The organism is Cupriavidus sp. FW305-F7 (assembly GCF_058782875.1).
This window is the reverse complement of the sequence record NZ_JBYSYC010000019.1, coordinates 65,329-89,597: the sequence shown is the minus strand read 5'-3', so window position 1 is coordinate 89,597 and position 24,269 is coordinate 65,329. Positions and strand designations below refer to the sequence as shown.

At 62.6% G+C, this 24,269-nt stretch carries 18 protein-coding genes and 1 pseudogene; 10 read left to right on the top strand and 9 right to left on the bottom strand.

Translation table 11 applies throughout. The features are described 5' to 3' along the window. The first annotated feature begins 314 nt into the window (after positions 1-314). The gene (locus AC3WL8_RS19010) at positions 315-1,316 is read left to right on the top strand and encodes a GlxA family transcriptional regulator (RefSeq protein ID WP_492378594.1); all 1,002 of its coding nucleotides are present in this window, start codon (positions 315-317) and stop codon (positions 1,314-1,316) included. Between the two features lie 221 nt (positions 1,317-1,537). On the opposite strand, the gene AC3WL8_RS19005 is transcribed toward AC3WL8_RS19010, so the two are convergent. Then, complete coding sequence (locus AC3WL8_RS19005) at positions 1,538-5,062, bottom strand: indolepyruvate ferredoxin oxidoreductase family protein (RefSeq protein WP_492378593.1); 3,525 nt, start codon at positions 5,060-5,062, stop codon at positions 1,538-1,540. Positions 5,063-5,414: 352 nt separating this feature from the next. Here AC3WL8_RS19005 and AC3WL8_RS19000 point away from each other — a divergent pair, with 352 nt between their 5' ends. The 3 genes and pseudogenes from AC3WL8_RS19000 to AC3WL8_RS18990 all read left to right on the top strand — a co-directional run bounded on the left by AC3WL8_RS19000 (position 5,415) and on the right by AC3WL8_RS18990 (position 6,388). After that, on the top strand, positions 5,415-5,600 hold the full coding sequence (locus tag AC3WL8_RS19000) for a helix-turn-helix domain-containing protein (RefSeq protein ID WP_492378592.1): 186 nt from the start codon (positions 5,415-5,417) through the stop codon (positions 5,598-5,600). 94 nt (positions 5,601-5,694) lie between these two features. After that, positions 5,695-5,868, top strand: a pseudogene (locus tag AC3WL8_RS18995) (LysR family transcriptional regulator); the annotation flags it as partial. Then, a complete protein-coding gene (locus AC3WL8_RS18990) occupies positions 5,789-6,388 on the top strand; it encodes a LysR substrate-binding domain-containing protein (RefSeq protein WP_492378591.1) in 600 nt (199 codons plus the stop codon). The pseudogene AC3WL8_RS18995 and the gene AC3WL8_RS18990, both read left to right, overlap by 80 nt. Positions 6,389-6,739: 351 nt before the next feature. On the opposite strand, the gene AC3WL8_RS18985 is transcribed toward AC3WL8_RS18990, so the two are convergent. From AC3WL8_RS18985 to AC3WL8_RS18960, 6 genes are all read right to left on the bottom strand, one after another. After that, positions 6,740-7,915: a porin gene (locus AC3WL8_RS18985; protein WP_492378590.1), complete on the bottom strand. Its 1,176-nt coding sequence runs from the start codon at positions 7,913-7,915 to the stop codon at positions 6,740-6,742. A gap of 140 nt (positions 7,916-8,055) precedes the next feature. Then, the gene (locus AC3WL8_RS18980; RefSeq protein WP_492378589.1) at positions 8,056-9,237 is read right to left on the bottom strand and encodes an MBL fold metallo-hydrolase; all 1,182 of its coding nucleotides are present in this window, start codon (positions 9,235-9,237) and stop codon (positions 8,056-8,058) included. A 35-nt stretch (positions 9,238-9,272) separates the two neighbouring features. After that, positions 9,273-9,668 carry a tripartite tricarboxylate transporter substrate-binding protein gene (locus AC3WL8_RS18975; RefSeq protein ID WP_492378588.1) on the bottom strand — a complete coding sequence of 132 codons (396 nt, stop codon included), beginning with the start codon at positions 9,666-9,668 and terminating at the stop codon, positions 9,273-9,275. Positions 9,669-9,876: 208 nt separating this feature from the next. Then, entirely contained in the window at positions 9,877-10,968 is a 1,092-nt protein-coding gene (locus AC3WL8_RS18970; RefSeq protein ID WP_492378587.1) for a porin, read from the bottom strand. Positions 10,969-11,023: 55 nt separating this feature from the next. Continuing rightward, a complete protein-coding gene (locus AC3WL8_RS18965; RefSeq protein ID WP_492378586.1) occupies positions 11,024-12,049 on the bottom strand; it encodes an amidohydrolase family protein in 1,026 nt (341 codons plus the stop codon). An 11-nt stretch (positions 12,050-12,060) separates the two neighbouring features. Beyond that, positions 12,061-13,194 (bottom strand): 4-oxalomesaconate tautomerase, encoded by a 1,134-nt coding sequence (locus AC3WL8_RS18960; RefSeq protein WP_492378585.1) that lies wholly within the window; start codon positions 13,192-13,194, stop codon positions 12,061-12,063. Between the two features lie 151 nt (positions 13,195-13,345). Between AC3WL8_RS18960 and AC3WL8_RS18955 the strand changes: the two genes are divergently transcribed. The 3 genes from AC3WL8_RS18955 (at position 13,346) to AC3WL8_RS18945 (ending at position 17,373) form a co-directional block, all read left to right on the top strand. Continuing rightward, complete coding sequence (locus AC3WL8_RS18955; RefSeq protein ID WP_492378584.1) at positions 13,346-14,566, top strand: LysR family transcriptional regulator; 1,221 nt, start codon at positions 13,346-13,348, stop codon at positions 14,564-14,566. Between the two features lie 168 nt (positions 14,567-14,734). Next, complete coding sequence (locus AC3WL8_RS18950) at positions 14,735-16,063, top strand: MFS transporter (protein WP_492378583.1); 1,329 nt, start codon at positions 14,735-14,737, stop codon at positions 16,061-16,063. Positions 16,064-16,074: 11 nt separating this feature from the next. Beyond that, on the top strand, positions 16,075-17,373 hold the full coding sequence (locus AC3WL8_RS18945) for a gallate dioxygenase (protein ID WP_492378582.1): 1,299 nt from the start codon (positions 16,075-16,077) through the stop codon (positions 17,371-17,373). A gap of 83 nt (positions 17,374-17,456) precedes the next feature. Here AC3WL8_RS18945 and AC3WL8_RS18940 read toward each other — a convergent pair whose 3' ends face one another. After that, complete coding sequence (locus AC3WL8_RS18940) at positions 17,457-18,338, bottom strand: LysR family transcriptional regulator (RefSeq protein WP_492378581.1); 882 nt, start codon at positions 18,336-18,338, stop codon at positions 17,457-17,459. Between the two features lie 101 nt (positions 18,339-18,439). Here AC3WL8_RS18940 and AC3WL8_RS18935 point away from each other — a divergent pair, with 101 nt between their 5' ends. The 3 genes from AC3WL8_RS18935 to AC3WL8_RS18925 are packed head-to-tail and all read left to right on the top strand — an operon-like array spanning position 18,440 to position 20,931. After that, positions 18,440-19,456, top strand: coding sequence for a tripartite tricarboxylate transporter substrate binding protein (locus tag AC3WL8_RS18935; RefSeq protein ID WP_492378580.1), 1,017 nt, complete (start codon positions 18,440-18,442; stop codon positions 19,454-19,456). Positions 19,457-19,489: 33 nt separating this feature from the next. Continuing rightward, entirely contained in the window at positions 19,490-20,221 is a 732-nt protein-coding gene (locus AC3WL8_RS18930) for a PIG-L deacetylase family protein (protein WP_492378579.1), read from the top strand. Then, a complete protein-coding gene (locus tag AC3WL8_RS18925) occupies positions 20,218-20,931 on the top strand; it encodes a 4-carboxy-4-hydroxy-2-oxoadipate aldolase/oxaloacetate decarboxylase (protein ID WP_492378578.1) in 714 nt (237 codons plus the stop codon). Before AC3WL8_RS18930 ends, AC3WL8_RS18925 begins: the two co-directional genes overlap by 4 nt. A 795-nt stretch (positions 20,932-21,726) precedes the next feature. On the opposite strand, the gene AC3WL8_RS18920 is transcribed toward AC3WL8_RS18925, so the two are convergent. Beyond that, positions 21,727-23,547 carry a tannase/feruloyl esterase family alpha/beta hydrolase gene (locus tag AC3WL8_RS18920; RefSeq protein WP_492378577.1) on the bottom strand — a complete coding sequence of 607 codons (1,821 nt, stop codon included), beginning with the start codon at positions 23,545-23,547 and terminating at the stop codon, positions 21,727-21,729. Between the last annotated feature and the right edge of the window lie 722 nt (positions 23,548-24,269).

The window sequence follows — 24,269 nt, the reverse complement described above, 5'->3', positions numbered from 1 at the left end:
CTTCCAAGTACTGAATCCGAATATGAGGTCGCGGACAGCTATTTAGGGGTATGGAGCTGTGACGCGTTGGTTTGAGGAGTGCTTTGTCTCGCCCGCGCTGCCCCGGTTCAATCCGAGTCGCCCCCAATCAGTCCAACCTTAGGTGCCCAGCGGATTGGGGTTACGCTGAATCACTTCAAGTGCGACCGACCGGATTGCGCGATCTCCACATACCCCTTGGGCGATCGCGCCTCATGGAATGGCTACAGTTTCCCCAGCAGCGCCTTTGATGTACATTGGCTAGACTGACACATTTAGTGTGAATTACGCCAACCATGACGCACCGCGCCGCCGTCCTCGCTTATGACGAATGCTACGCTTCCAGCCTTGGAGGATTCGCTGATCTACTTCAGATCGCGAACTCCCATTTGCGGCGACAACTGGGGGCCGGCGCGGTGCAGTTTGAGTGGCATTTTGTTTCGCCTGCCGGAGGGCCCGTAACCACGAGTAACGGGCTGCAAGTGGACACGGAAGCCATTCGCGCACGAGGGAAGTTCGATCTCGTTTTCGTCCCTAGCGCCCACTATGCCGGCAGCAAGGCATTCGAACGGTTGCTGGCGCGTCAGTCAGCGGCATGCGATTGGCTTGTCTCTCAGTGGGATGCGGGCGCTTGCCTGGCTGCTAGCTGCACCGGAACTTTCGTACTTGCGAAGACCGGCCTTCTCGACGGGCGCCCCGCAACGACCACATGGTGGCTGGCTGAGCAGTTCCGTACCAAGTTTCCGCGGGTAGATCTTCAACTCGAACCCGTGATTACCGAAGCTGACCGGTTGATCTGCGCCGGCGCACAGGCCTCCTATCTATTGCAGACCGTTCACATCATTGAGCGCTTCTGCGGACCCATGATTGCGTCCCAGTGTGCCAAGACGATGCTCATCGACGTCAGTCAAACGAAGCAGACGCCTTACCTTCCGCTGCTGACGGATAAAGCCCACGCCGATTCGCTGGTGCACCGTGCGCAACACTGGCTCCAGAAGCACATGACCAAGGATGTGAGGATGTCTGACATGGCAAATGACCTGGGCGTGAGCGAACGCACAATCATTCGCCGCTTCCAGGCAGCGCTCAATCAACCGCCGCTCCGGTACCTGCAAAGCCTGCGCATAGAGTCGGCGCGGAGCCTGCTGGAAGCCGGAGACCTTAACGTTGAACGGATTGCCGCGCAGGTCGGTTATACCGACACGAGCTCCTTTTGCCGGCTGTTCAAGGAAAAAGTGGGCCTTAGTCCGGGTGCTTATCGCAGTCGCTTCCGCGGCCCCTCAGCGAAGGAGCAATAGGCTTGCACCTCCGCCCCACGCCGAAAGCGTAGGCATTTCGGCGATGGTCATTCTGTACTCGCGCTTTTGCGGTTAGGAAATGACCACCTCGTTGCCACAGACGCTGCAATAAGTCAGGCGCCATCTGTTGATGGCGCCTGAACTCAAGGAGAACTCCGTCCGTCAGGACGGAGGAGATTGGATACGCTGTCTTGCAAAGGGTGCGTCCGTGAATTGGTAGGCTAGGCAGATGGCTCCGAGTAACCAATGCGGGAATGGTCTTTGCCAGTGATTTCGCGAAGCAATGACCTTTGACGCAAACGAGCGCTTTCGATAGCTGCCGCCTTTACATGTCCAAAGCCGCGGATCTGCTCTGGAATACGCGCGAGCTCCATGCACTTCTCCGGATGAGTTGCCACAAAGGGCAGCGTCGCTCGAATCCCAGCCCTGTACTCTTCGATCAGAGCACGTTCCACACGACGTTCATGCGTGTATCCAAACGGATCGACGAGCGTTCCCCTCAAGAATTTCAGGCCTGCAAGCACGCGAAACCCTTGGTGCATCCAGCCTCCGTACAGCTTCTTGCGAGGGAGTCCATCAGAACCACGCCGGGCAAGTAGCGGGGGGGCCAGCGAGAACCTGAGCTTGTACTGGCCATCAAACTGACTCTCGATTAGCTTGCGCAGATCCGAAGACGAATGGAGTCGCGCGACCTCATACTCGTCCTTGTATGCCATCAGTTTGTACAGGTTCTTCGCGACTACCCGATCGAAGCCGCTCGGCGTCTGGCCATCGAACGACCGCACCATCTGCAGGAACACTTCGTATTCATTTGCATAGCGCGCATTCTGATAAGCCACCAGCCGGGCACGACGGTCTTCCATCAACTGCTGAATGCTCTCTCGATCCGCACGTGGCATCCATTGCACCACCGAGGTCGAGCGATCATCCAGCCGACCTGGTGAAGCCACATACTGCCGGCCAATCTTGAACGCTCGCATGTTGGCGTCCACCGATTGTCCGTTCAGTTCGATGGCCCGGCGCAGAGCATCGAGAGACAGCGGCACGTGACCGGCCTGCCACGCAGCACCCAGCATGATCATGTTCGCATAGACACCGTCTCCGCAGTAACGCACCGCTAGGTCCTGAGCAGGCACTTTCGCCAGGCTCTTCTCCTCGCATGACTTCTCGACGATCTCCCAGAGCGCCTTCTCCGGCATGGCGAAATCGCGATTCTGCTGAAAGTCCGCTGTGGGCGAGACGTTCGCGTTCACAACGGCGCGAGCCATCGCCTTTAGCCTGCTTACGGAGTCGGGATGCGCGCTCACCACCAGATCGCCGCCAATCAGTGCATCCGCCGCTTGTTCCGGAATCTTTGGCGAATGGATTTCCTCCGCCGAATTGCCGATCCGGACATGGCTCCACACGGCGCCGCCCTTCTGCGCTAGCCCCGCCATGTCCATCACCGAGCAGTGCAAGCCCTGCAGATGGGCAGCCATGCCCAGAATGTTGCCGATGGTCAGTACTCCGGTGCCACCCACACCGTTGACGAGGATGGCATATGCGGCATGGAGATCCGGCAATTGAGGATACGGCGGATCGGGCCAGGCCGCCGGGTCGCTCTCCGGGCTCGACCCAACCGGCTTCTTCCGCAGCGCCCCTCCTTCCACAGCCACAAAGCTCGGGCAGAAGCCATCCGCGCAGGAATAGTCCTTGTTACAGGCAGATTGATTGATCTGGCGCTTGCGGCCCAACGGTGTCTCCAGGGGTTCAACCGAGACACAGTTACTCTTTACAGTACAGTCGCCGCATGCCTCGCACACTTCGGGATTGATCACGTAGCGGACGGCCGGATCCGGATACTTGTTGCGTTTGCGACGGCGGCGCTTTTCCGCGGCACAGGTCTGGTCATATACCAGCGCCGTAACACCCGGCACTTCACGCAATTCCCGCTGAACAGCATCAAGATCACGCCGATGATGGAAGGTGGTACCGAGCGCAAATGCCGCCTGATGTCCCCGGTATTTGGCCACGTCGTCGCTGACGACCACAATGCGTTCGACACCCTCTGCGTGAAGCAGTTGCGTGAGCATAGGCGCAGTGAGTGGGCCGTCGTGCGACTGCCCACCAGTGAGCGCTACAGCGTCATTGAACAGAATCTTGAACGTCATGGGCGCCTTGGCCGCCACGGCCTGGCGAATCGCGAGCGATCCTGAGTGGAAGAACGTGCCATCTCCCATGTTCGCGAACATATGCGACCGCTTGGAAAAGCGGCTTTGCCCGACCCAGGGCACACCTTCGCCGCCCATGTGCGTGTAGCTCTCGGTACGGCGATTCATCCAGTTGGCCATGTAGTGGCAGCCAATACCGGCTGTCGCCCGGGAGCCTTCGGGTACCTTGGTCGAGCTGTTGTGAGGGCAACCAGAGCAGAAGTATGGCCGGCGCGCCACCGGCGGAGCCAGCTTACCGTTGCCATCCCTCGATGGCATGGCTTGGCACATGCCGATTCCATTGGCGTGCAGGCGCGCAAGAATGGCCGAGGCAATCTCAGCAGGGCCCAGTTCGGCGTCACCACGGAGTAGCCGCTGATCGGCAGGAATCTCAAACTCCGAGCATTGAAGTCCGCTGCCCGCCTTTCCAACCACTCGCGGTGCTTTGTCCCCACTCGCAGCCAATGGATAAAGGATGTCCTTGACCTGCTGCTCAATCAGGGCCCGCTTCTCCTCAACGACGATAATCTCATCAAGATTCTGTGCGAACTCCCTGACGATGTGGGGCTCCAACGGCCAGACCATACCAAGTTTCAGAAGGGCAATTCCCTTCGACGCGAGTTCGTCCTCGCTAAGGCCCAGCAGCGCAAGAGCTTCGCGCACGTCGTTGTATGGTTTGCCTGCCGCGATGATGCCAATTCGCGAGCCCGCACCCTTCAACACAATACGGTTCAACCCGTTGGCGCGACAGTAGGACAGCGCCAGTGGCAGTTTTGAGCGCACGAGGCGCGGCTCTTGTTCCGCCCACACGTCTGGCCAGCGGATGTGAACGTCTTCAGACGCCTTGAAATCTTCGGGGGGACGACAATCGACCCGAAACGGATCCACATCGGCAACTGAGGTTGTCTCGACGATATCGCCAACACACTTCATCCCGACCCACAAGCCGGACGCCCGGCTCATGGCCCAGCCATGGATCCCATAATCGAGATACTCCTGCACGTTGCTCGGGTACAGGATGGGAATGAACGAGGCGACCAGCAGTTGCTCGCTCTGGTGCGCAAAGGAGGACGACTTGGCAGTGTGGTCGTCGGCAGCCAGCACAAGCGCGCCGCCGTGCGGGGATGTTCCTGCGGCATTGGCATGCTTGAGCGCATCCGCACTCCTGTCTACGCCGGGTCCCTTGCCGTACCACATGGCGAACACACCATCGACCGCGGCCTCTTCCGGGCGCTGCATCAACTGCTGCGTGCCCCAACACGCGGTTGCCGCCAAGTCTTCATTGATGCCGGGGATAAACTCGATCTGCTTCTCTTTCAGAAGCTTCTTGACGCCAAAGAGCACCTGGTCCAGCCCGGACAGCGGCGACCCACGATATCCGCTGACAAAGCCTGCAGTGTTCAAACCATCCGCACGATCACGCGCGCTCTGATTGAAGAGCAACCGAACCAAAGCCTGCGTGCCGCTGATGTAGGCGGGGCCGCGTTCCAGTTGATAGCGATCTTCGAGCCGTGCCGGACGCAGTGGCGCTGCCAGAGGTGGAGTGAGTTCAGACATTTTGGCCTCCCTGGTCCTGGCAACCGCAGCGATGATTCAAGCCGAAGGTCGCGTCGTAGGGAGCAGCCGCTCGCAACGACAAGTTCATGGGGATATCTCCTCGTAGTAATAGGCTCGGCGTGAGGGCTGCCGACTCCTGATTAACCACCATGCCGTCGTTGACGCATAGCGTCCAAAGCGACATAGTCTGTGCGATTTATGCCATCTACTTGATTGGCAAGCCAGCGGAGCGCGCTTGTCGCTCGTTCGGCCGATCACCCCGGACAGCTCGTCCAAGGTAACCACTCCAAGGTCATTGTCTTTGGGCGCGAATTTGCAAACAATACGCACCGGAAGGAAGGTTATTTACGAAATGAGTAACAATCTGAGCGTACTCCACGCGTTGCGTGCGTTTGTCTGCGTGAGGGACGCTGGCAACTTCTCGAAGGCAGCCGAGCAACTCGAACTGACGACTGCGCAGGTATCGCGCCTCGTCAGCGAGTTGGAGAAGCGTCTTGGTGCCAAACTGCTGCATCGATACCGGCGCAGCCTATCTTGAGCGATGCCGGGAAATTCTCGATTTGGTCGCTGAAGCTGAGGCCCAGGCTGCCGGGGCGGCAAATACCCATACAGGCACGCTTCGCTGGCAGTCCATGACCAACTTCGGTCAGCGCTACGTGGTGCCGGCTCTACCAGAGTTTTTTCGGCGGCAGCCCGGGATTCGGGTCGAATACAGTACGTCCCAGTATGTGCCGAACCTGCTGGCACGCGGTACCGATGTCGGAATCTGCTTGGCCGAGTCACTACAAGACTCGGGGCTGGTATCACGGCGTTTGGGCACGATGTTTTCAGTGCTACGCGCGTCGCCCACCGCCCTCTTATCTCAGGACGTATGGGACACCGCAAGCACCGGATGACCTCAGAAACCATGCCTGTCTACAGGCCGCCACGTCTGTCAGTCCCGTTTGGAAGCTTATGGGCCCTGGCAATCGTAGCCACGAACTTGTCCCCAAGGGTCCATGCGTGGCCGACACGCCAGATGTCCTTCGGGACATTGCCGAAGCCAGTGTTGGGATCGCACTATTGCCGGTGTTCAGCGTCATAGACGCTGTGCGCAATGGCCGCTTAGTGCAGGTGCACGCACCGTGGCGCTCTCCTGACATTGGCGTTTTTGCGCTGATGCCATCGCGGCACTTCATGGATGCCAGACAAGTGGGTGGCTGGCATATAACGATGAGCAGGTGGCGCCAGCGATCGAGCAGGATGCTCGATTCTTCATGGCCCCATCCCAGTGAAGATCGAGCGCGCACTGCCGGCTCAGCCGTGAGCCGGAAATCGCGCTCGTAGCGGTATCTAGCAACGGGATAGCGATTCGTAGAAGCTAAATGCCAAGACGCTCACTCGCGCGCTAGCGACGGTGCCCACAAGCCAGGCCAACCGGATCATGCCAGCGCGAGATCCAGAAGGGCGTAACCCGGACGAGCTTAGGCCATTCGCGGAGGGGTACGCGAATGACCAAGGGTCGGTCAGAGGAAACGGTACGCTGACGGCCGGCGTTCGGCCATGAGCGGACAATGGCCCAGACATTCCCAGTGGCAGCTTCCTAGACGACTTCAGCCGTTCGGATTTCGCTACAAATCCGTCCGGCCGCCTACTCACGAACGGCAGTTGGGACCGGACGGCCAATGTGCCGATGCCTCAGAATTTGTGCCGGACGCCAACCGACACGCCCATCATTGACGAGTTGCCGCTGCCGAGTACATAGCTGTTGCCCAGCGCGAGGCTATTCGCATAGGCAATCAACGCCGAGTCGAACATCAACCCTGCATTCTTGGCATAGGCTGCGGACAGGTACACGTCCGTCCGCTTCGAAACGTTGTAGTCGGCAATTAGGTTTACCTGCCAGGAATTGGCGACGTTGGTGTTTCCGAAGACATTGCGGACCTTGTCGTAGTCGTACTCGAGCGTGAGACTGAAAGCAGGTGTCACCTGATAGATGCCGCCGACCCAGAAGAAGTCATCGCGTCCAATCGTTGCTCCGGATGGCGTCTTGTTTTGTCCCCAACGATAGCCGCCCATGACCCGTCCCCAAGGCAGGCTATAGCTGAGCGCCGCTGTGGCCTTCTTGAAACTGCCACTGCTCGCGCTGGTCGTCGTGCCGATGGAGGGATTGAACTGATCGTAGGCGATCGCAGCCCACAGAGCCCCACCGGTGTAGGACAGAGACGCGCCATAGGCGCTGTCTCTTCGCACCTGGCCCGGCACTTCGCCATTGCCACCGATTGCCAGGCCAGTCTGCACTGTTTGCGGGAGGGCTACACCCGTACCGAAGGAGTAATGCGCCACGCCCGTGAACTGGCCTGCATTCAATGTGTACTTGATCGTATTGTCTTCACGGAAGTTCGCACCGGTGAAGAGCGTGATCGGCTCGTACTGCGTGGCAAAGTATGCCGGCACAAAATTGACAATGCTGTCGAACAACGAGGTGTACTGACGCCCAAGGCTGATCTGGCCATAGGTCGCGTTCTTGATCCCCACAAAAGCCTGCCGACCGAAAAGCCGGCTCGACTGTTGCATGGTGCCGGTATCGCCGTTGAATCCATTTTCGAGGACAAACACGGCTTGTGTCCCCGCGCCGAGGTCCTCCACGCCGCGGATACCCCAGCGAGAACCGGATAAACCGCCCGAGTTCAGGCGAACGACATCATGTCCAGGCCCCGGGTTAAAGCCATTGGCCACTGTCGGCACCGCGCCCACGTGGTCCACATACTCCACGCTTGCATCGATCACCCCGTACAGTGTGACGCTCGACTGTGCCAATGCGGAACCCGAGCACGCGGCCAGCGCAACTGCTGCGAAACGATTCAATTTCATCACTGTCTCCTTTGTTATCGTGATACATCTGGCTTGCGGGATTCGTCAGCCTCGTCATCAGGACGAGCGTGGGCCGCACGCGTCAGGCGTGCCTATGCCACAGGAAGAAATTTGGAAAGTTTGTGCGTCTTAGCTGCGCGCTATTCCGGCTCGGGTGCGGGGGCTACAAGAGGAATCCACTGGAGATCGCGACCAACGATCACCTTCCCCGAAAAGCCTTGAGTGGCTGCTGACCATCGACCGGGGTCACCGTCGGCGGGAGCCAGATGCGACAGGACGAGGGTCTTGACGTGAGCCGCTTCGGCGACGGCACCAACATCCGATGCAGCGGTATGCGCATGCACAAGATGGTGCGCCTTGGCTTCCTGTGCCGCGCTTCGGGGCTTCGGGTACAGGGCATCCACCCAGGCGGTGTCGATCACTTCATGCACCAGCACATCAGCGCCTTGCGCCAGCCGAATCAGATTTCGGTCCGGGCTGGTATCGCCTGAGAAGACAACGGTCCCATTCGCGGTGTCGAACCGATACGCGAATGACGGATAGACGGGCGCATGCTTCACCAGCGTTGCTGTCACCCTGACGTTCTCATCTCGGTAGATCTCGAACGGTGCCATCGTCGGCGCCGGATCGCGATCGGGATCAACGTCAAGACCAGCCGGCAGCGTGATATCCATGACATTGACACGGCTATGGGGACTCGGCTTGCGGCTATCCAGAATGTTGTCATTGATGTCCACCGCGAAAGCGCGGTATAGCGCTTCGGTCATGGCAACGGTGCCAGGCATCGGCTGTTCGGGGGCTACGATGTCCGCCAGACCATCCTTGCCGCCGCTAGCAGGTGGCAGCTTGCCGCGCGAGCCAGGCCCGATCACCGTGAGTTTCTGACGCCGTTCTGCCAAGCCGTCCGACGCGCCAAACAGGAATAGCGACGGATAGTCGACGATGTGGTCCGCGTGCATATGGGTGATAAACGCGGCTCGCAATGTCTCAAGGCCCCGCCCTGGCGGCGGCGCACCCAAGCCCGCCTGGAAGTAGCGTCGCAGCCAGCCCGCGCCGAAATCCACGAGGTAAACCTGGCCATTGACTACTACTGCGGATGAGATTCCTGCAGATTGTGAACCACGCCACGACGTCCGGCCGCCGGCCGTTCCGAGCAATACGAGGCTGGGTCCGGACTGCGCCACCGAGTGACCTTGCGTCTGGCCGACCGGCTCTGCATGGGAAGTCGCAGCCAGCACGGCGAGCGCCGCGCATGTCCAAGCACAAAGCACGCGGAGGGCATTGACCGGGCCAACCCCGGCCCGCGAAAGAAGAGCTCGCATGTGTTCTCCGAAGGAAGGTCAGGACCGGGCCGGCGTCATTCGGGCTTCACGCCTGCGTCCGAAATCACCTTCTCCCAACGGAGCTTCTCGGCTTCGATGAACTTTGCGCCTTCCGGCCGCGACATCGGCATCGGATACGTGCCCAGATCCTTGAGCCGGTCGATAAACGCCTGCTGCGTCAATGACTGGTTGACGGCAGCATTGACGCGATCCAGCACCGGCACTGGCGTACCCTTGGGTGCGAAGATCGTGAACCAGCCCTTGGCGACAAGACCAGGCGCCACGTCCTTGGCCAGCGGAATTCCTTCCAGGCCGGGCAGGCTTACGTCCGACGTTAACGCAAGTGCCTTCAGGCGAGGCCACCCGCTGCCAATGGCAGCGAATAGGCCCACTTTAGTCGTTAGGATACCCCTACAAATCCGTCCAATCATGCCTGCGCACCAACGACCCCGCGCAAACGGACGGTGCGGTTCCGGTACGTCAGAACCGAACCAAACCTCCTAGTAACGCGCTGCCGTGGATTAGTACATAGCTTTTATCCAGTGCAAGGCTCTTCGCAAAGCCAACCAAAAAAAATCCCACACCCGTCAGCACTAACGGAGTGTGGGCAGTTGGAGCTCCCCGTGTGTCGCGACGAGGTCAGAAGACGTGTTTGACGCCGAGCATCGCGCCAAGCTGGGTGCCACCCGCTACCGGGCTGGCACCGGTCGATGCGCTATCCACCGAGAGGGCGAGCTTGCCACCATTGTCGATGTAGCCGAACGTCGAGTACACCGAGGTCCGCTTCGAGAATGCGTAGCTGGCGCGTACGGCGCCGAGCCATGCACGGTCGGAACTGTGGCGGTAGTCAAGGTAGAACGCTTCGCCTGACAGCGTTACCTGTGGCGTGATGTCGTAGGCGACGCCTGCGTAGTACATGTTGCTGCGCGGTGTGGCCAGTGCCCCGTTGCGGCGCGCCAGCCAGCCGGCGCCGATCTTGGCGTGGCCTACGAGCGCATAGCCGCCCACCGTGGCACGATCGTCCTTGAGCTCGCTCGATGTCAGGCCGGCGAACGCGCCCGGGCCGCCGCGCAGCGAGTCATAGGCAGCGAGCACGCCCCACCAGTTGGTCTCGTAGCCGAGCATGGCCGACCATTCGCGGCAGGTGGTCATGTTGCCGGGGGTTTCGCCCGCGCAGTTGGTGCCAGATGGGCTGGGCCCCGCATTGACCGAATCGCGGCCGAAGCTGTACGTCGCCCCGACCGTGAACCCGCCGAACTTGCCCTTGTAGGCGATGGCGTTGTCCGCGCGGGCGTTGGGCAGGTAATTGTCAAGCGAACTGGAACCATAGGCGTTGGGCCCGAGAATGTCGGTATCGAGCATGGCCCAGAACAGCATCGTGTACTGCCGGCCCAGGCTGACCTGGCCCCAGTTGCCGCTCAGGCCCACCCATGCTTGCCGGCCGAACAGGCGGCCGCCCTGGTTGGTGACGCCGCTATCGGGAGCAAAGCCGGATTCCAGCACGAAGTTGGCCTTCATGCCGCCGCCGAGATCTTCGGTGCCGCGCAGGCCCCAGCGCGACGGCACGGTGCCGCTCAGGTTGGCCATCTTCACCACCGAATTCCCGGCGGTGCCGACGTGATTCAGGTACTCGATGCCCGTGTCGATGACGCCGTAGAGCGTCACGGATTGAGCCTGCGCCAGGGCGGGCAGCCCGAGCGCGATCGGAAACGCCAGGTGGCGCAGTTTCATCGTTTTCTCCTCCGTTGATATTCTTGTTCGGTCTGTGCCGCGCGACTAGGTCCGCCTACATGCCGCGCGCCTTCAGCCGCGCATCCAGGCGCGTGTAGACACGACGTGCGTTGCCTTCATAGATCAGGTGCCGTTCCTGGGCCGACAACGCAGCCTCGTCGATATAGCGGCGGGTGTCGTCGTAGTAATGTCCGGTCTCGGGGTCGATGCCACGCACCGCGCCGATCATTTCGGAGGCAAACAGCACGTTTTCCACGGGGATCACGCGGGTCAGCAGGTCGATGCCGGGCTGGTGGTAGACGCAGGTATCGAAGAACACGTTGTTCAGCAGATGCTCCTGCAACGGCGGCAGCTTCATTTCCTCCGCCAGGCCACGGAAGCGGCCCCAGTGGTAGGGCACGGCGCCGCCGCCATGGGGAATCACGAACTTCAGCGTGGGAAAGCGCCGGAACAGGTCACTGGTCAACATCTGCATGAAAGCCGTGGTGTCGGCGTTCAGGTAGTGGGCACCGGTGGTGTGGAAGCAGGCGTTGCAACTGGTGCTGACGTGGATCATCGCCGGCACGTCGAGCTCCACCATCTTTTCGTAGATCGGGAACCAGTACGGGTCGGACAGCGGCGGCGACGTCCAGTGGCCGCCAGAGGGATCGGGATTCAGGTTCACACCGACAAAGCCGTACTCGAGCACGCAGCGTTCCAGCTCGGCCACGCAACTCCGCGTATCCACGCCCGGCGACTGGGGCAGCATGGCGGCACCCACGAAGTGATCGGGGAACAGTTCGCTGACGCGATGGCAAAGCGTGTTGCAAATCGCGGCCCACGTGGCACTGGTCTCGAAGTTGCCGATGTGGTGCGCCATGAACGAGGCGCGCGGCGAGAAAATCGTCAGGTCGGCGCCGCGCTCGCGCATCAGGCGCAACTGGTTGCCTTCGATGGCTTCTCGCAGTTCGTCGTCGCTGATGTGCAGGTCGCTGATGGACGGCGCCTGCTCTGGTGCGGTGAGCGCGGCAATCTGGCGCTTGCGCCAAGCTTCCAGTGCGTTCGGGGCGGTGGTGAAATGCCCGTGACAATCAATGATCATAAACAGAGAGCTCAGAGCAGCCAGGCGCTGGCCGGGACCAGTACCTCGCCGCGCATGATGGGACGCGCCGTACGGATCAGCGCGCTGCGGAGTATCGTGCCGGGATCGGCGAGATCGGTTTCAAGTTCCACTGCGAAGTCGCCGGTGGGATGTTCGACGTTGATGGCGTGGACCGGGCCTGCGCCGACCACGGCCACTCCTTCCGCGACCGTGCCTGGAAGCACGCACGCCGTGCCCACCGTGATGGCAGCCAGTACGCCAATGGCGTCATGACAGACGCGTGGGATGAAGCAACGCGTGGCAATGCTTCCGGCGGTGCGCGGCGCTGCGATCAGGCACATCTTGGGATAGCTTTTCTGCGCCACATTGCCCAGACCCATCATCTCGCCGGCAACCAGCCGCAAGGCCTCGATGCGCTGCTTGAGCGGGGTGTCGGCATTCAGGGCGGCGACGGATTCTCTGGCCGTGCGATCTAGGTCTGCCGCGCGCATCAGCACCATGGGCATGCCGTTGTCGATCAGCGTGGCATCGATGGCGAGAGGCTTCCCGGTTACGGGGTCGATGATCGTGAGGCAGTCGACAGCATTGCCTGTCGGCAGCAGCGCATGGCACACCGAGCCGGCCGTGTCGAGAAAGTTGATCACGATGGGCGATGCAGTGCCCGGCACGCCATCAATGCGAGCATCGCCACAGAAGCGCGGCACGCCTTGCGGAGTCTGCATCGTGACGTCGCACAGCATGCCTGTGTTGCGTGTCAGCACGCGGGCACGGGTGAAGTCTCCCTGCGGTGCCACCAGCCCGCGCTCGATGGCGTACGGCAGTACCGCGGCCAGCATGTTGCCGCAGTTCGGCGTGGTGTCCACGGTGTCCGCATTGGGCTGCAATTGCGCGAACGTAAAGTCGAGATCGGCCTGCCCCGGCGTGCCGCGTGCCACGATGCCGGCCTTGCTGGTTAGCGGGTGCGCGCCGCCCAGTCCGTCGATCTGGCGCGGGTCGGGGCTGCCCATGGCCGCCAGCAGCACGCGGTCGCGTACGGCGGTGTCCGCGGGAAGGTCGCTGGCCAGGAAGAACGGTCCGCGCGACGTACCGCCCCGCATCAGGGTGCAAGGAATGCCGCGCAGATCAGAATCAAGGCATGGCGTCATGGCGGGTTTAGCGTAGGCGGGCTCGGCATTTGTCGGGTGCCCGCAGTATCCGCGCCCGGTACAAGTCCTTGGTTGCGATCTCGCACGACAATTGTTCTAATCTGCTTATCGCCCGTAGGCGCCCTGCCCACACCGATACGACAATAGCGATATGGAGACCGTCAGCCTGCATCACCTGCACGTATTTGCCGGCGTGGCCGCGGCCGGGGGCGTGCGCCGTTCGTCCGAAACGCTGCACCGTGCTTCGTCGGCCATTGCGCGGTCGGTGGCGGCGCTGGAACAGACGCTCGGTGTGGCGCTGTTCGAACGCAAAGGTCGGGGCATGTTGCTAACCCGCGCCGGCGAGATCGTGCTGGAACGCGCGCGCCATATCGAAGCGGCGTTGCGTGAGGTGCGCGACGAAGCGGTGCGTCTGCGCACCCGGCCCGGCGTCACCGTAGCCAGCCTCGAAGCCCTGCACAACGAGCGCCGGCTGGAGGTAGCAGTGATGCTGGCCGAGGTACACCATATGCCTAGCGTGGCCGCGTCGGTGGGTGTTTCGCAATCGGCGGTGAGCCAGGCCATCGCTCGGCTGGAGGATGCGTTGGGCCAGCCCGTCTTCACGCGGACCGCGCGCGGCATGGTGCCCACAGATGCCGGCAGCCGGTGGGTGGTACGGTTCGAGCGCGCGCTGGCCGAACTGCGCCACATCCGGGCCGATATTGCCGCGCTGCAAGGGGTGCTGGAAGGCGCCGTGACCATCGGCGCGCTGCCGCTCGGCCGCACGCTGCTGCTGCCCATGGCCATCGCCAACGTCCATCACCGGCATCCGCGGCTGCGCTTCCGCTCGCTGGAAAGCCCTTACGAAGAACTCACCGGGGGCCTGCTGAGCGGGCGCATCGATTTCATCCTGGGCGCATTGCGACCGCATCCATCGCAAGGACTTGCCACGGAAGTCCTGTTTACCGACCGTATCGCGCTGATCACGCGTGCTTCGCATCCGCTGGCCCGCAGCAAGCGCATCACTCTTGCCGACCTGGAGCCCTATCCCTGGGTGCTGTCGCGCGCCGCATCGCCGTCGCGGCAGGCGCTGGATGGCGTATTCGCATCGCGCGGGCTGGCGCTGCCGCAACCGCTGGTGGAAACGGGTGACCTGGCTCTGGTGCGCGGCTTGCTGCTGCAGGGCGATCTGGTCACCGCGCTGTCGGCGCACCAGTTGCACCACGAGATCGAGGCCGGCTGGCTTGTCGAACTGGACCTGCCGCTGTCCGACACGACGCGCAGTATCGGCATCACCACACGCGCAGGGGCACGCCTCTCTCCGGGCGCCGATGCCCTGATCGCCGCGCTGCGGCAGGCCAGCCAATCTATGGAAACCCGTTCCGATAAGTAAATGGCAACGCGGGCCGCCCCACAAAGCAATACTGCAGACCCCGCCCGAACGTAGACTGCCGTTGCCGTACACAGGGGGTGCGCGGCCATCCGCCCATGCGGCGATTAGCTTACCGATAACAAGATTCCGCCGCAGCATGCTCGGCGGGGCTATGCCAGGAGACGGCACATGACCATCCAACGGCTCGATATCCGGGCCCATATCAACGAACGAAAGATGTCAGGCTACCAGTGGCTGCTGCTGGTACTGTGTTTCATGATCGTCGCCACCGATGGCATCGATGTGGCTATCATGGGCTTTCTGGCGCCGGGCATCACCAAGGAGTGGGGTATATCCAAGGCCGCCTTCGGCGTGGTGATGAGCGCCGCCCCAATTGGGCTGGCCATTGGGGCACTGTTGGTAGGTCCGATGTCTGACCGTTTCGGCCGCAAGAAGCTGTTGATCGGCTCGGTCTTCCTCTTCGGCGTCTTCAACCTGCTGTGCGCGTTCGCGGAAAACACCACGCAGTTGTCGCTGCTGCGCTTTCTGACCGGCCTGGGATTGGGTGCGGCAATGCCCAGCACCACCACGCTATTGTCGGAGTACGTACCGGAGCGTTCGGGAAGCATGCTGCTTGCCACGATGTTCACGGGCTTCAACCTCGGCTCGGCGTTGGTCGGCTTCGGTGCCGCCGCCATCCTGCCCGAGCACGGATGGCGCGCCGTGCTGATCGTTGGCGGAGCGATCCCGCTGGTCTGCCTGCCCCTGTACATCTTGCTGATTCCGGAATCGGCACGCTTCCTGGTGGCGCGCAATGCTTCGCCCGAACACATCGCTCGTACGCTGCGGCGCGTGGTGGGCAGCGAGATTGCCGCAGGCACGACCTTCACGATTAGCGAGCCGGCCGTGCCGGGCAAGCAGCCAGTGCGTACCCTGCTGTCCACGGGCTATCGCGGCATGACGCTGGCACTGTGGGTGACCTATTTCATGGGCCTGCTCGTGATCTACCTGCTCAGCGGCTGGCTGCCCACGCTGATCAAGGACGCCGGCCTGCCGATCGAACGCGCCGCCAACCTGACTGCACTGTTCCAGCTCGGCGGCACCGTTGGCGCGCTGGTGGTGGGATACTGCATGGACCGCTTTGCGCCGCATCGCGTAATCGGTGTGGCGTATGTGACGGGCGCGGTCTTTATCCTGCTGTTGGCTTCAGGCAGCGTGATGTCGTCGATGTTCGCGGCCTATGTGCTGTTGGCGGGCTTCTGCATGAGCGGTGCGCAGACCGGCCTGAACGCGTTCGCACCGCAGTGCTACCCGACGCTGGTGCGAGCCACCGGCGTGAGCTGGATGCTCGGCATCGGCCGATTCGGCAGCATCACGGGCTCCATGGCCGGTGGTCTGCTGCTTTCGATGGGCTGGAGCTTCAGCGCGGTGATCGCCATCCTGGCCATCCCCGCGACCGTGGCAGCGATTTCCATTGTTTCGACCAAGCGTGCACAGCTTCGCGCGGTCACAGCGTGACGTACTGACTTATGGCCACCATCATCGGCGCAATCGCCTCCTCCCATACGCCCACCATCGGCTTTGCACTGGACGCGGGCAAGCAGCAGGACCCCGCATGGGCCCCGATCTTCGCGGCCTACGCGCCCGTGAGCGAGTGGCTGCAGCAAAAGAGGCCAGACGTGCTTCTGGTGATCTACAACGATCATGTCACGTCGTTCTTTTTCGATCACTACTCTGCTTTCGCACTGGGCATCGGCGAGAAATACGAGGCCGCCGACGAGGGGGGCGGCCCGCGCAACCTGCCGCCGGCATATGGGCACGTTGAGCTGGCCCGGCACGTTGGCGCGTCTCTGGTGGCCGATGAGTTCGACATGTCATTCTTCCAGGACAAGGCGCTCGATCACGGCTGTTTTTCGCCGATGTCGGTGATGCTGCCGCACGACGGTGCATGGCCGGTGAAGATTTTGCCGCTGCAAGTGGGGGTGTTGCAGTTCCCGGCGCCGTCCGCGCGCCGCTGCTTCAAGCTTGGCCAGGCGATTCGCCGTGCCGTCGAAAGCTATCCCGAGGACCTGAAGGTAGCGATCGTTGCTACCGGCGGACTGTCTCACCAAGTGCATGGGGAGCGCGCGGGCTTCAACAACACGGCGTGGGATCACGAATTCCTGGACCTGTTCGAGCGCGAGCCGCAAACGTTGCTGGACATCACGCATGCCGAATTCGCAAAGCGTGGCGGCTTCGAGAGCGCCGAGGTAGTGATGTGGATGGTCATGCGAGGCGCGATGGGCGACGTGCGCTGCCTGCATCGCGACTATTACCTGCCGTCGATGACCGGCATCGCCGTGGCGGTGTACGAGAACGTGGCCACCGAGGCCGCCGACGTGGTGAGCGCGCGCGCCGCCCAGCAGCGGCAACATATCGGCCACCAACTAGAGGGGATCGAGGAACTCGAAGGCACGTACCCGTTCACGCTCGAACGCAGCGTGCGGGCGTATCGGATCAACCGCTATCTGCACCAGCTCATCGACCCGGATTTCCGCAAACGTTTCCGGAGCGATCCGGTCGCCACCTATGATGCGGCCGGCCTGGCCGACGAAGAGCGCGACCTCATCACGCGGCGCGACTGGCGCGGCATGATTCACTACGGTGTGATCTTCTTCCTGCTGGAAAAGCTCGGTGCAGTGAGCGGGGTGTCCAACCTGCACATCTACGCGGCCATGCGCGGACAGTCGCTGGAAGAGTTTCAGAAGACGCGCAATGCGCCGGGCGCACTCTATTCCGTGGCTGGCGGAACAAGCAGCGGCACGCAGTGGACAAGCAGCAAGTCGTAACCGTCCAAGGGTGATCGAGCCAACTTCAAGGATCCTGGTCAAGCCGAGCGTGGCAGGATCGGCAGGCGGGAAGCGGCCGCCTTTCAGAAATACCCCACGAATCGCTTCATGATCGGCGACAACGCTTCGGCGCGATGCGCCATCAGGATGCGGCTGGCGGCGTCCGGGCCGGCGATGGGCAAGTAGGCCACGCCCGGAATGCCCGTCCGAGCATAGATCTGCGGCAATACCGAAATTCCAGCGCCGCTGGCCACCAGGCCGATGATCGTGGTGGCCTCGCGCGCCTCCTGTGCGACGTTGGGCGCGAACCCCGCGCGGTTGCAAAGCGTGGTGGCGTGATCGAACAGGCCGCAGCCCAGGCCGCGCGGGAACAGCAGGAAGCGTTCGCCAGACAGCGCGCCGATGTCGATCTCGTGCTGGCCCGCCGCCAACGGATGAGCTACCGGCACCACCGCCACCAGCCGGTCAGCCAGTACCTCGCGCACGGCAATGCTGGCCGGCGGCCGGAATTGCGGCGATGGGCGCAGGAACGCGATATCGATCTCGCCGTTCTCCAATTGCTGCAGTTGCTGTCCCGTGGACATGTGGACCAGTTCCAGCTTCGCATTGCGGTGCGCCTCGCGGAACGCATGCACGGCACGCGGAAAGATGTCCTGCATCGGCACCGACGCGGTGAACCCGACCCGGATCTCTCCGGCCTCGCCCGAAGCCACCTGCTTGACCACTTCGCGCGCCTGGTCCAGGTTCGCCAGCGCCGCGCGTGCCTTGTCCAGAAACAGCTCACCGGCGGGTGTCAGGGCCACGTGATGACGCGACCGCTCCAGCAGCGCACTGCCCAGTTCTTCTTCCAGCGCCTTGATCTGCACACTGAGCGGCGGCTGGCTCACATGCAGTCGCCGTGCGGCTTCACTGAAGCTCAGTGCCTCGGCCACGGCCACGAAATAGCGAAGTTGGCGGAAGTCCATTGATAGGGTTTCGGAATAACAAGCAATCTGAAAACGTATTGGACAGTATCACGGGGGCGACCCAGAATGCGAGCACATCCTTACAACATATGGAGACTTGCATGCTGCGCGGGCTCGTGCGTATTCGTAATCTGCAGGGTGACAGCCGCCCGGCACTGGCAACGCTGATGGCCGCCGCGGTGGCAGCCCTGTCGCTGGGCGCCACGGTGGCGCGGGCCGACAGTTATCCGGACAAGCCGATCCGCCTGGTGGTGCCGTACGCGGCCGGCGGCGCGGTCGACATCGTGGCCCGCTCGGTAGGCCAGCGCATGAGCCAACTGCTCAAACAGCCGATAATCGTCGACAACCGGCCCGGCGCCAGCACCAATATCGGCATGGATTACGTCGCCAAGGCTCCGGCCGATGGCTACACGATCATGATGGCGTCGAACAGCCTGGCCACCAATGCGGCACTGTTCAACAAGCTCAGCTTCAACCCGACCACCGATTTCGCGCCCGTGGCGCGCATCGGCGAAGCTTCGCTGGTGGTGGTGGTGCCGGCCAAGTCGCCCTTCAAGTCGTTGAAGGACTTGGTGGCACAGGCCAAGGCGCAGCCGGGCAAGCTCAACTACGCATCGGCTGGCAATGGCAGCTCGGGCCACCTGGCCGGCGAGATGCTCAAGGACACGGCCGGCATCGACGTGCTGCACGTGCCCTACAAGGGCGGCGCGCCCGCGATTACCGACCTGATCGGCGAGCGCATCACGTTCATGCCCATCAATCCGCTAGAAGTAGTTTCGCATATCAAGGCCGGCACGCTGCGTCCGCTGGCGGTGGCCAGTGCCCAGCATTCGGCGCAACTGCCGAACGTGCCGACGGCCAAGGAAGAGGGCCTACCGAACTTCACCGCGTCGGTGTGGTGGGGCCTGGTGGCGCCGGCCAAGACGCCCGCGCCGATCATCAAACAACTCAACACCGCCGCCAACACCGCGCTGGCCGACCCCGAGGTCAAGAAGCAACTGGGCCAGCTTGGCGTGACGATCGTGTCGGGCACGCCGGAACAGTTCGGCCAGTTCGTAAAAACCGAGACCACGACGTGGAACAACGTGATCCGCAAGGCCGGCATCACCGCGGACTGACGTTCCTACAGTTACAGATTTAAGGAAGTTACGATGTCCCAACCCCAAGCAACCCAGCCGTCGATCCTGGTGGTGAGCGCCCATGCGGCCGACTTTGTCTGGCGTGCAGGCGGCGCGATCGCGCTGTACGCCGAGCGCGGCTACCACGTGCGCATCGTGTGCCTGTCGTTCGGCGAGCGTGGCGAATCGGCCAAGATGTGGCGCCAGCCGGGCATGACGATCGAGAGCGTCAAGGCCGCGCGGCTGGAAGAAGCGCAGCGCGCCGCCGACATCCTGGGCGGCACGCTGGAATGCTTCGACCTGGGCGACTATCCGCTGCGCGTGCCTGACAAGGCGCTACTGCGCCTGGCCGATATCTATCGCGAGATCCGCCCGGAACTGGTGCTCAGCCATTCGCGCGAGGACATCTACAACTTCGACCATCCGCTGGCCACGCACGTGGCGCAGGAAGCGCGGGTCATCGCCCAGGCCCACGGCTACAAGCCCGAAGTGCCGGTGATTGGCGCGCCGCCGGTGTTCCTGTTCGAGCCGCATCAGCCCGAACAGTGCAACTGGAAGCCTGACGTGCTGCTGGACATTTCATCCGTCTGGGAGAAGAAGCAGCGGGCGTTCACGACCATGGCCGCGCAGGAGCATCTGTGGGAGTACTACACCCGCGTGGCGCTGCAGCGCGGCGCGCAGGCCACGCGCAATTCGGACAGCAAGATTCAATACGGCGAGGGCTATGCCCGCGTGTTTCCGCAAGTATCGGAGGTTTTGGCATGAGAAACGTTGCCTACCGCAACATCCTGCGCGCCGAGGCGCGCGACATCGATTCGCTGGGCAAGTCCGGCGTTGCGACAGTGCACGAGGCCCAGCGCCGCACTGGCCTGATGAAGCCGTACCTGCGCCCGATCCAGTCGGGTACGGCCATCGCCGGCAGCGCCGTCACGGCCCTGATGCATCCGGGCGACAACTGGATGATCCACGTGGCCGTGGAGATGATCCAGCCGGGCGACGTCCTGGTGGTGGCGCTGACCAGCGATTGCACCGACGGCGTGTTCGGCGACCTGCTGGCCACGTCGCTGAAGGCACGCGGCGCTCGGGGCCTGATCCTCGACGCGGGCTGCCGTGACGTATCGACGCTCAATGCGATGGGCTTCCCGGTGTGGTCCCGCGCGGTGTCGGCACAAGGCGCGGTCAAAGAAACCTTGGGCGCAGTCAATGTGCCGGTGGTCTGCGCCGGTGCGCAGGTGCGCCCGGGCGACGTGATCGTGGCGGACGACGACGGCGTGGTCGTAGTGGCTCGTCCGCACGCCGCCGACATCGCCCGCAAGGCAGCCGAGCGCGAAGCCTTGGAGGCGGCCAAGCGGGACAAGCTGGCATCGGGCGTTCTGGGGGTGGACATGTACAACATGCGCCCCGGCCTGGCCGACAAGGGCCTGGTCTATCTGGATCAGCCCGTCGACTGGTACAGCGGCGCCGACGAGGCGTGACGCGCTGACACGCCGGCCTAGCCGGTACGCCGGCTTGTCAGCCAACCTGGCACACGGACCGGGATGCCGGCGTATCTGATACAAGGTGCCCTACAGCATCGAAGCAAGTCCCTCTGCAGTGGCGCACCAGAGCCAGACGGCTGGAAGATTTTTGGCATAGCCGAGTTGGGATGACGTAGAACGCCCCTCTGCACTCTTGCGGCCCGTCAGTCTCGAGGGTCCACCCAACTTGCCTTTCGATTTCTAGCTCCATATCTAGCTCCATAGTGGCCGTGCCATCTTCGCTTTTCGTAGAGCGGCAGCCTGGCCACGGCCCTTCCTCCCAAAGCCCGCCACGAAACGGGAATTTGCGGTTCGGGTTGCGTCCTGATAGCCGACCAAAGCTGTTCTAATGTCCGACCTCGTGGGGTACGGTCCGCCGTGGACCATGGCATGGCATGGCAACTTCCGCGCCTGTCCGGAGATCATTGAACACTTCTTTGCAAAATGCCTGCGCGCCGGGGGGAGATGAATCGGCTGAGAATCGAATGACCGGTCTGGGAAGCCATTGGAAGCGACCTTCCAGGCTGGCGACCCGCTTGATCCCTACAACATACATCGCCGGACTGGACGGCGGGCGAACGCGTCGTCGGCGGCAAGAGGTGCTAGATCAGCGGCGCTTGCGGTTGCTCATCGGAGTCTCCTGTGTGGGTCGATAGGGAGTATCCGACGGCGTTCCCTTGAAATTGATTCAACAATCACGCGGTAGGCCTGCGCCCCCTCTGCCATACAACCGGAGAGGGGGATAGACAAAGGTCAGGGCGCCGGCGCGCCTCGGACCTGGGCCGCGTACGGCGTGTAGAAGCTGGAGCCCGCCCACGGGGCTGTGGCGACGTTGTACAACGCAGCGCCTTGCGTGTAGTTGGCGCCGTCGCGCCAGTCGCCCGAGCCCTTGTATTTGGCAATCGCCGGGTATGGATACACGGGGCGCGACGCGGTCACCGCGCTCGTCGTCGCATCGGTCTGGTAAGTCATCACGTCGTTAGGCGCCGTGCCCTGCTCCACCCAGGCGGTCACGCGCGACACCAGGTCGATATTGGGATTGCCCTCGCCACCGCCGCAGTGGCTCACGCCAGGAACCAGGTACATGCGCGCAAATCCGTCAACGGTGGAGGCCCCCATCGTGTCCTGCATCGCCTCGTAGTAGGCGATGGTGAACAGCGGCGAAATGTGCTGGTCGGCCCAGCCGTGCCACAGGATCAGCTTGCCGCCAGCCTTCTGGAATGCGGACAGGTCTGGGTTGGTCGCATCGTTCAGCGAATGGTTGGCCCGCAGGTAGTCGGCGAAGAAGTTGGCGTCGTGATAGCCGAACGTATTGATGTTCGGCATGGTGGGCGAGCCCGTGAAGATCAGGTTGTAGGCCCCGGTCACGATCATGTTGCTGAACAAGCTCGTCACGGGCACGGCCCGGTCGGTCGAATTCGAGCTTGGCACTTCTACGCCGATCCAGTTGGCTTCCGAACCGAATTGCGGCGAGCCGGCCAGCATGCGCTTGCCATTGGTCGTATCGAAGGGGCCACTGTAGATCTGGCTGGCGGTGGCGACCTCGGCGGCCGTCAGGCATTTGCTCGTGTCGGTGGCGCCCGCCGCGCACTGGATCGACACCGGATTGAAGTGGCAGACGCGCGGGTCGGCCAGCAGCCCATCAGGCGCACCGCTGGTGCCGCCACACGCCGCCACCACGGCCTGGTGCAGCACGCGGGCCTTGTCCGCATACAGCACAACATTGCCGGTGTTGTCGCCGGTGGTGCTGTTCGAGATCACGTTCCAGCCGTGATACAGCGAATTCTGGGTCTGGAAGTGCGCGGCCGGCGCGCCGGCAATGATGCCGTTGTAGTCGTTCGGATACCGCTGCGCGGCCATCAGCGCCTCACGCCCGCCATCGGAGCAGCCTACGAAGTACGCGTACTTCTGTGGCTGGCCGTAGTAGGTCTGGATCAGCTTCTTGGCCGCCAGTGTGGTGATGTGCTGGCCGCGATAGGCGAAGTCGGCCTGCTTCTGCGGGTCTGTAGACCACGTCGCATCCGCGCCGGTGTGCCCCATGTCGGTTGCCGCCGTCGCAAAGCCGCCCTGCTGCACCAGCGGGCAGTTGTAGCTGAAGCTGAATGAACTCTGCTTGGTCGGATCACTGAGGTTACCGCACAGGCCGCCGCAGCCCAGTTCGGCAAAGCGCTGCGTCCAGGTGCTGACTGGCAGTGCCACCTCGAACGTATTCGCCGGCGCCAGCGTGCCCTTGACCGTGCAGAACTGCACCGATGCACCGTTGACGGTTGCGGTGGTGACCGTGGCCGACGCAATCGTGCTGCCGGCGCCGCCGATGTCCGTCAGGTCTACCGAGGCGAGCTTCGCGCAGTCCACCACGGGCGCCACCACCTGTAACGTGGTGGTGGTTGTCCCGGTGCCCGGCGATGGGGTGGCCGTGCTGCTGCCCGATGAAGCGGTGGCACTGCCGTCGCCCCCACAGCCTGCCAGGCCCGCGGTTGCCAAGCAGAGGGTAAGCCACGCCAGCAATGACGTGGCTGAAGCGCGCGCGATGGGGGCGAACGCAAGCCGCCCGGCGCAAAGCCGATTTCTCATGGATGTCTCCTGGAACGGTCGCCTCTCATTGAGGCGGGGCCGGCAGCAGCGCCAACCTCGCCACGACAGTGGGCGATGAGTGAAATGTCGGCGTCGGACCTGCACCACGGTACGCGCCAACGAGACGAAGGATGCGCGTAACCGCCTCTCGCGCGGTTGCAATGTGACGCATCCTCCGTTGCCGTTCGCTAATTGGCGACGACCGCCCGACTGTTCCCGAAGCGCGTCAATTCCACCAGGCGGCATTTCGTTCAGGAGAACTACGAGTGAACCCTGAAACTGAACAACAAACGGGTCGATCTGACGCTGTTGTTCGACTTCAGCCGCATCGCGCTGACGGTTGGTTGAGCGCGAAATCTGTGCGGCGGGGCTGATGTCGACTGCGTAAGGGTTGGTTGTGGGTATCGGCGAGGTGTTTGGCGGCGGGGTCACACCAGTCGTTGCCGACTAACCTGGCATCCCGTACATCGTGATCTCGGAATGGGCGCACTGGCGCCCTCGCGCTGCCGGTTTCGTACCGTGCGTAAAGGAAACTAGGCCGCCGAGCCACCGTATGGAAGCGCAGGCGGTTCAATGACCCATGGCTCTCCCGAGCCTCCGAGTCCCACGACCGCCGATGAAGTCCGGGCAGTCTCTTTGATCCGCCTCGACTTGTCGAGGCTTACCGCGATACAGCCGCCAAAGAACAACGGACACGTCGGCCACTAGCCGGCCAACTGGCG